The organism is Marinifilum sp. N1E240 (assembly GCF_009295825.1).
Lineage (GTDB): Bacteria > Bacteroidota > Bacteroidia > Bacteroidales > Marinifilaceae > Marinifilum_A > Marinifilum_A sediminis.
In genome coordinates, this window is the sequence record NZ_WHKF01000020.1 from 1 (window position 1) to 7,468 (window position 7,468).

General features: G+C 31.3%; 6 protein-coding genes. All 6 read right to left on the reverse strand.

The genetic code is table 11. From position 1 onward, the window contains the following. Window positions 1-202: 202 nt before the first annotated feature. Entirely contained in the window at window positions 203-1,990 is a 1,788-nt protein-coding gene (locus tag GCQ56_RS20000; RefSeq protein WP_152736318.1) for a UvrD-helicase domain-containing protein, read from the reverse strand. A 2-nt stretch (window positions 1,991-1,992) separates the two neighbouring features. Then, window positions 1,993-4,059 (reverse strand): ATP-dependent endonuclease, encoded by a 2,067-nt coding sequence (locus GCQ56_RS20005; RefSeq protein ID WP_152736319.1) that lies wholly within the window; start codon window positions 4,057-4,059, stop codon window positions 1,993-1,995. Window positions 4,060-4,305: 246 nt separating this feature from the next. Beyond that, entirely contained in the window at window positions 4,306-4,989 is a 684-nt protein-coding gene (locus tag GCQ56_RS20010) for a hypothetical protein (RefSeq protein ID WP_152736320.1), read from the reverse strand. A gap of 726 nt (window positions 4,990-5,715) precedes the next feature. Next, on the reverse strand, window positions 5,716-6,006 hold the full coding sequence (locus tag GCQ56_RS20015; protein ID WP_152736321.1) for a YciI family protein: 291 nt from the start codon (window positions 6,004-6,006) through the stop codon (window positions 5,716-5,718). Between the two features lie 563 nt (window positions 6,007-6,569). After that, window positions 6,570-6,971: an SMI1/KNR4 family protein gene (locus GCQ56_RS20020; protein ID WP_152736322.1), complete on the reverse strand. Its 402-nt coding sequence runs from the start codon at window positions 6,969-6,971 to the stop codon at window positions 6,570-6,572. A 2-nt stretch (window positions 6,972-6,973) separates the two neighbouring features. After that, window positions 6,974-7,309, reverse strand: a complete 336-nt coding sequence (locus GCQ56_RS20025) for a DUF2185 domain-containing protein (RefSeq protein WP_152736323.1) — start codon at window positions 7,307-7,309, stop codon at window positions 6,974-6,976. Window positions 7,310-7,468: the final 159 nt, after the last annotated feature.

Below are 7,468 nucleotides of genomic sequence, written 5' to 3' on the forward strand. Positions count from 1 at the left end.
AGTTTGTGTTCTGTCTTGTCCTTGTATAAATCTCATACTATAAGATAACAAAGTGCTGAAAATCTATCAAATACAAGCATGCTTACTTATCAACAACTTATCAAGGTTTTTAGACAGTCTGACGGCTAGGCTATGCGCAGTGTGCCTGTGTTGCGCCTGCGGCAGACATATTGCGTATGAGCCATTGTTAGCGTTTCGTACTTTATTTTATCTCAACATTTTCATTATTAAACCAGCTTCCTAACACCCCCATAGAAACATCATTCATTTCAGATAAGGCAAGTACTACTAGGTTCTCAACAGCTCTTGAACAAGAAACATAAAACAAGTTTTTTGTCCTTAATTCCCTATCTTCTTTTTCTTCAGAACTACTAAAGAAATTTTGGAAATTGTATTTCTGTTTCCAACTTGTATCATCAATCACAACAAGAACATTTCTGTACTCTTCACCTTTAGTTCCATGTTTAGTTGAATAGGCTGTTTGATCTTGAATGTGCTTGAATGCGTATATAAACTCCTTATAATTTACAGCCATCAATTGCTCATAGAAATCTTTATCCTTTTGAATTCTTTTTTTCAACTCCTCATCTTCAATTTCATCGATATTGAGACTTATTCTTTTTAGAAAATTTGATAAACTTTGTGATAACAAGTTAAGGGCATTTGAAGTACAAAACTCGAATACATCTTTAATTGTACCAGCCTTTCGTAATTCATTTAATTCGTCTAATATTTTTGCTGTTTTTGTTTTATCAGTATGTATTTTTAAACTAAAATTACCGTTGCGTTTTAGAAAACGAATTACATTGTTGTAATCCTTATTCTTCCAGAATTCAGATAGGTGCTCAATACCTGTTTCACGTTCTTTAGAAGTTTTCTTATCCATGCTGCCCATAAAAAAAGATGCAAATTGATTTTCTCTTTTTAGTAAGGACTCTTTTGGGTCAAAATATCTTTTACTATAAACTTTATATAAATTTCCGAAACCAGCTTGTTGCGCTACCTTACTATTTACAATTATCAATATCTTATCCTTTCCGTTTTCTCCAAAGTCCCACCCATCTCTTTCCAGTTCTCCAACTAAATTTGTATACACTTGCTCCTTTTTTGGTTGGACTCGAGCTTCGTAATCTTTCACTTTCTCTTTTTTCTCTTTTTGTGGATGAGTGGTGTTAATGAACTTCACACTACCCAAAGGACTTTCAATACCTTCAGGCGTAATTTGGGTAATATTATCTCTAATATTGTTAAGGAGTTTAATGACATTTTGGGAAGAACGATAATTCTCATCTTTGGTAATTAATGAGAGGTCGCCAGAATCAACGTAACTCTGTAAAGAACCAACTCCTTCATCATATATTTTCTGATAGGAATCACCATAAAAACCTAATAATACATCGTTTACATTCCTTTTAAGCAAAAAATCAATTAGTGCACTTATTGTCTCTTCTGCAGTATCTTGATATTCATCAATTAATATATACGGGTATTTCTGACCTAGAATTTGTGTAAGAGAAGTGTAATTTTTAAACATTTGGAGAGATAAAGAAATAACATCATCATGATGAAGCTTTCCTTTTTCAAAATCTCGAAAACCACTATCATCATAAGTAACAGAACTTATTCTTTCTTTCAATCCAGATTCAAACTTTTCTGGTTTTTCTTTACACATTACCTCGTTTAACACATCGAGTTCAATAATAAGTTGCTTATTAAACCTCTTGATACAATCCCAAAGAAACTCATGAATAGTAGACACGAGTACTAAGGGGTTATTCTCTAGCCTTTCAATTACCTCATTCTTTGCTACATTAGTATAAGTAATACAAACAATATGCTGGTTATTTAACTTTAGCTCGGCTTCTTTTTCATTAAGAATATAGTTAATCGATTGAATTAAAGTGTAAGTCTTACCTGAACCAGCACCAGCTTCAAGTACAAAACTATGTTTGTCATCAATTAGCTTCGATATATTTTCAAATGCAGACATAATTAAACATTTTTAGCTAACCAAATTAGACCTTGAGAAATGTAACTTGGCACATTCCATTCTCCATAAATACCTTCATCATAACACATTATATCAAATGTGAAATTTGTCTTGACTTTCGAATCTGAAGGAGCAGGTATCTCATCGTTCAAATCTTTATTTTTCAGATATGTAAAGAGTGATTTAATAAGAATAACATTGCCTTCTTCGTCTGTATGTTCAGAAAGCAGTAGGTCTTTATTTGCATTAATAAAAGCGTCTTCAAAACTTCGACCACAAAAATCGTTTTCTTCTGTTTGATAAGCTACTCTAATATTATCATGTTCCTTGTTCTCAAAATCACACTGAGCTAAATCTGATATTTTTTCAAGTTTTGGAAGCCATTGCTTTAAGGTTTCATTTGTTGTAAACTCACCTTCTGAAACTGGACATTTTTCTGTTTTTTCTTTTCCTTCTTTTCCTTCTTTTTCAATTTTATGAGCTGAATCAATGTCGGTAATAATTAACGTTCGAACCCCTATAAATTCTAAAAGCTCTTTGAAACTATGAGCATAGGCTCCTCCAACTTCAAGTACCGATAAATATTCACTACCCAATTCTTTTGCAGATTTTTTAATCATTTGCGGCAATAACATTCTTTCAGTAACACCTTCTACTAATATTACTTTATCTGCAAAAAATAAATCCGATTTGTGAAGAGTCAAGTATTGCTTTAAAAATCTAAATGTCCTTTTATCGTCCTTAATTTTTAATTCATTAAAGTCTTGATTAACAATTTTAATTCGTTTGGATTTATCAGGGTTTTCTATTACACATTTATTGAAATACCTAATCCTGTTAAATCCTTTTTCTAAATCGATTCCTGCTTCAGATAAAATATGTGAGGAATGGGTCGTTATGATAACTTGAATATATAAATTACTCTCAAGTTTCGCTTGTTTTATTAATTCAGCAATCTGACTTATAAACACCTGCTGCATTTGCGGATGCATATGTGCTTCTGGTTCTTCTATTAACACTACAAGAAAGTTTGACAGCTTCTCCTCTTTAGAGTTCTTAAACCTTTCAATAAAACTAGCCAATTCTAGAATCATGTAAATCAAGTTACTATATCCAAGTCCATTATAGCTTTCAGGCAAATCAATTTCTGATTGTCTATATAAATATTGAATATTGTTTTTAATTACTTTTTCAGAATCAAAATTGGAATCAATAGTGATATCAGGAACATTAATTGGTGTTGTTGCACCAAATAATTTTAGTTTATCAAGTATTCCTTCAAGGACTTTATTATATTTTTCTTTTAGTTCCTTAGAAACACCTTTTAATGCATCCTCTAATTCAACAACATCATTACTTTTTTTATCTCTTTCTTTATAATATTTAGAAAACCCTTCTGATAGAGCATTATTGGAATCACCTTTTGTATCATCAAGTATACGCATAGCTTGTATGCTTTCAAAAAAGACAACTTTTTCAATTGCTTTCCTAAAGCTATCTTCAATCTCTCTTTTATAGTCAGACAGCTTATCTAAAGCATAACACTTAATTTTATAAAAAATGTTTATGTTTTCATGTAAGTACCCAATTAGACTTAAATCCTTGTCTTCTCTATTTGTAAAAGCTTGAAGCATTCTTAGAGTATCATAGGGTTCATAAGAAATACAAATTATTGCATCATTCCTTGCGTCATCTAAATCTGTTATAAATTCACCTAGTTCAATCAGAGAATCAGTAGTCTTATCATATTCAATTTCAAAGCATATTTGAATTTTGGGTACATCTAGTACTATTTGTTTTTCCAACGTGTCTTGCTCTTCCTCAGAAATCCCATCTTCATAAAGCTTTTTATATGTCTTATAAATCGATTTGAAATCATTATAAGTTGCCTGAGAAAAATCTTCAAATTGAAATCGTCCATCCAAAGAAGTAGCAATCTTAATTGCTTCAAAAAATGAAGTCTTACCAGTATTATTCTTACCAACAATTAAAGTAATATCCTCTTCTAAGCTACTTGTAATATCTTCTAGTAAACGGAAGTTCTTAATTTCAATATTTTTTATTTTCATTCTTCAGGTTTTATGATTGAAGGTTGGTCTTTTTGTATGAACGCTAACGTTAAGTATAAGAAACGTAAGTGATTTCGAAGCTCTTACCTGTCAATTTGCACTGAGCCAAATTTGCGATTAGACACAAATTTACCTCTTTAAAACAAACCGTCAAATCGCAGATTTGGCGGAGCTGATTAAATGTGTAAATGTTCCGTAAACCACTGATCCACTTATTTTTTTTATACATTGTTGTAGCGTCGTATTTTATTCTTCAAGTGTTTTTATGTCCAATTCTAGATTCCTAAATATCAAAATATTTTCAATCAAATCATTGACCACTTTAAAGCTAAATTTATTTGATAATCCTGATATTCTAGTCGCAAACTCTTTTAACTCTACAATCAATCTGTCATATGCAATTTCAAGAGCCTTTAAATCAACTACAATCCTTTCATTTGTCGTTGGGACAAAGTCTTCGTCATCATCTTTGCAATAAAATGTTACACTATTGGAATCAAATTCCACAATCGGAGCTGGATGTCCATTGTAATAAACAGATTTTTTATCCTTGACGATTGAATGCCAATAAATCCAATCCCCCAAATCAGAACAGCATTGAGGAAACAACACATCTTGATTCTCAATTTTCAGAACATATCCACCGAACAATGGACACAAATCATTCTCTTCAGTCTCTCCATCTTTAAAGGTACCTATGTGGTCTTCAACTACCTTAATCAAATTACTATCTGTAATGTCTTTAGGTCGATAAAATCCAGAACCTTTAGAATATGGAATAAATTTATCCGTAAATCCAGCTTTTGAATAGCATTTATCTGAATAGGTTTGCCAATCATCGGGATACTCCCAATAAGGTGAAAAGTCAGGGCTCTCAATCCCTTGATTATGATATCCTATTTCTATTACTGGTATTAATTCAACTTTCATTTTCTATCCTATATGCTGTGGGTTTGGTAATATGCGCTACAACTTGTATATAAACACAACCAATTGCGTTTATTTTACCATTATTCATTCATCCTATTGTGTTTATACCTCCATATAAGTGTTATAACACGCAAGTTGAATATCTGGACTATCAAATTTATGAAAAACAAATAGCAAACAATAAAATCAAAAGAGGCAAAACTAGCAGCGAACATAAAATAGAATAAGTCTACATAAATACGAGAGATTATAAAAAAGCTGTGGCACTCCTACCACAGCTTAATTCTGTTTGTTCCTTTCCTATACAATTAATCGATTCCCAACCATTCTATTGTTTCACTACGCTTCAGTTTTGTTGGTTTAGGACTCACATAGGTCAAACAAGAACTCCAGCCATATTCTATTGGATGAGAACAAAAACCATGATGAACAGGATTATTGTGAATATACAAGACCAATTGTTATAAATAATCTTCATCATCAATCAGCTTTCTCTTAAATGGACGTTCGAAAAGAGATCCGTAGCGCTTGTTGCGTTTATTAGTTGCCTTGGTGGAGACATTAAATAAATTTGAAAAATACTGATGTGGTGGTTTCAGACCTGACAGGTTTTGAAAACCTGTCAGGTCTATTCGCCAATCAACAAGGATTTAAAGCTTTTATAATGTATTCATCTTATTTTATGGGGATGCGCAACGCTTACTTTTGTTGTGTGGTCTTACTTTATTATTTCTCAATCATACACTTTAATTCATCACTTGTCATAGTTGGAATGAATTCAGTTATATCATAATCAGCCAAATTATTCTTATAAAAAGGGTCATTATGAACGATGTTTTCAAGTTCGTTTCTATCTTTCACTTGAGACAATATTATTCCTCCTGTTCTTGGGACTTTTCTTCCAGATGCTATAAAATTTCCTAATGCATATTGATCTTTTAAAAATTGAACATGATTTTCTAGTTCTCTGTCAATTTTTTCAAGTTTGTCTTTGTATGTCAGTGATATAATAAACATAGTCTTTACTTTATTTTAATATTGTACTGGCGTTTATACTATTGAATAAAAATTATTAGAATGCAATGGCATTCGTTGTTTTATCGTTGTATTCTAATTCTTTTATTAAACAAATGTCAGTGTTCTCATGTCAAAATAACCATTCTTGATATAAATTATTTTTAATGTATTTATTCAAATTAACTATAATGTATCGACATGAGTTCTTCGTATGTTCGTTAAGCCACATCCTTTACACGAGTTAAAAATTGGACTTTACACGAAATTAGTCTTTATTCTTGCTGATGATTCTTTTGATCTTAATTTATTTCGTTAACCTATCCTAAAAATACATTTCTGTAATAGACCTTCCAAATTCCATTGCCTTTCTGTTCAAATCCAAGGTATTTCCTTTTAAAGCTGTAGATCTGTTTTAAAACCTCAATAATTTTACTTTTTCACTAACTAAAAGCAAAAAACAAAGCCTTAAAAGCTTGCCAAGAGACAAACTTTTAAGGCTTTTATAATGTAATCATCTAATTTTATGTGGATGCGCAACGGTTACTTTTGTTAGCGGTTGTTTTTTAATTTTCATTTAATTCTTCAATTGTATTTGCTATTTTTTTTACTTCTCCAGTCTCGTGCAACCACAGGTAAATTTCATCACTTAAAGTTTTTTCATTCCCTTCTGTCGGTAAGAGTAACAATAAGTCTCCACATCCATTTGAAGCAATTGCAATTCCATTAGTTGGAAAGTTATTCCATTCTTTCGCTTGATTAGTTTCTAGAATAATATGATTACAAGTCCTACTAATTCTCTTTTTGTCTGATTTATCAAAAAATGGGAATACTTGCCAGTCATCGTCTTCTGTCTTTAATTCTCCACCATTCTCTTGCATCATTTTTTCTTTGAATCTGTTAGGAAAAACAATTCCTAATTTTTGCTCAGTTTCAATGATATATTTTAAGTCTACTGGAAATGCCATTGTTATTCTTTTACAATTTGAAATTTGTCACTTTCTCCAACTCTTTCGAGTTCAGTTCCAATTGGAAAGTTTAAATATTGAATTATCGTTCTATCGTAATTTGCAATTGTGTTGACATTATAAAACATTGTATTATTTGGATCGTCCACATAATCTTGGTCTTCTGTACCTGAGAAAAATCGCCAACCACTGTCCGTTTCTTCCTCTGATTCTTCACGATACATATAACCAACTTTCATTCCTTCAACGGTGATTTTGTCTGTCGCAAAACAACCGCCCATTTGTGGAACTAAATCAACAAATTCATTTGCCTTTAATTTAAATTTTTTATCTGTCATGGTTCTTTTCGTGTAGGATGCAAAATAACCGCTAACGGCAGTTTGTCTAAAAACTGATTAAACTGCTCAATTAAGCTTTAAATATAGCAGTTTTAAGGATACATAAAAATTGAAAATCCTTTTAATTTGAAATAGAATTGAGGTTCTTATTTGAGCCAA

What these genes read in the sequence shown, in the direction of transcription:
- GCQ56_RS20000 (WP_152736318.1), bottom strand. Translation starts at nt 1,990, where the DNA reads ATGTCTGCATTTGAAAATATATCGAAGCTAATTGATGACAAACATAGT.
- GCQ56_RS20005 (WP_152736319.1), bottom strand. Translation starts at nt 4,059, where the DNA reads ATGAAAATAAAAAATATTGAAATTAAGAACTTCCGTTTACTAGAAGAT.
- GCQ56_RS20010 (WP_152736320.1), bottom strand. Translation starts at nt 4,989, where the DNA reads ATGAAAGTTGAATTAATACCAGTAATAGAAATAGGATATCATAATCAA.
- GCQ56_RS20015 (WP_152736321.1), bottom strand. Translation starts at nt 6,006, where the DNA reads ATGTTTATTATATCACTGACATACAAAGACAAACTTGAAAAAATTGAC.
- GCQ56_RS20020 (WP_152736322.1), bottom strand. Translation starts at nt 6,971, where the DNA reads ATGGCATTTCCAGTAGACTTAAAATATATCATTGAAACTGAGCAAAAA.
- GCQ56_RS20025 (WP_152736323.1), bottom strand. Translation starts at nt 7,309, where the DNA reads ATGACAGATAAAAAATTTAAATTAAAGGCAAATGAATTTGTTGATTTA.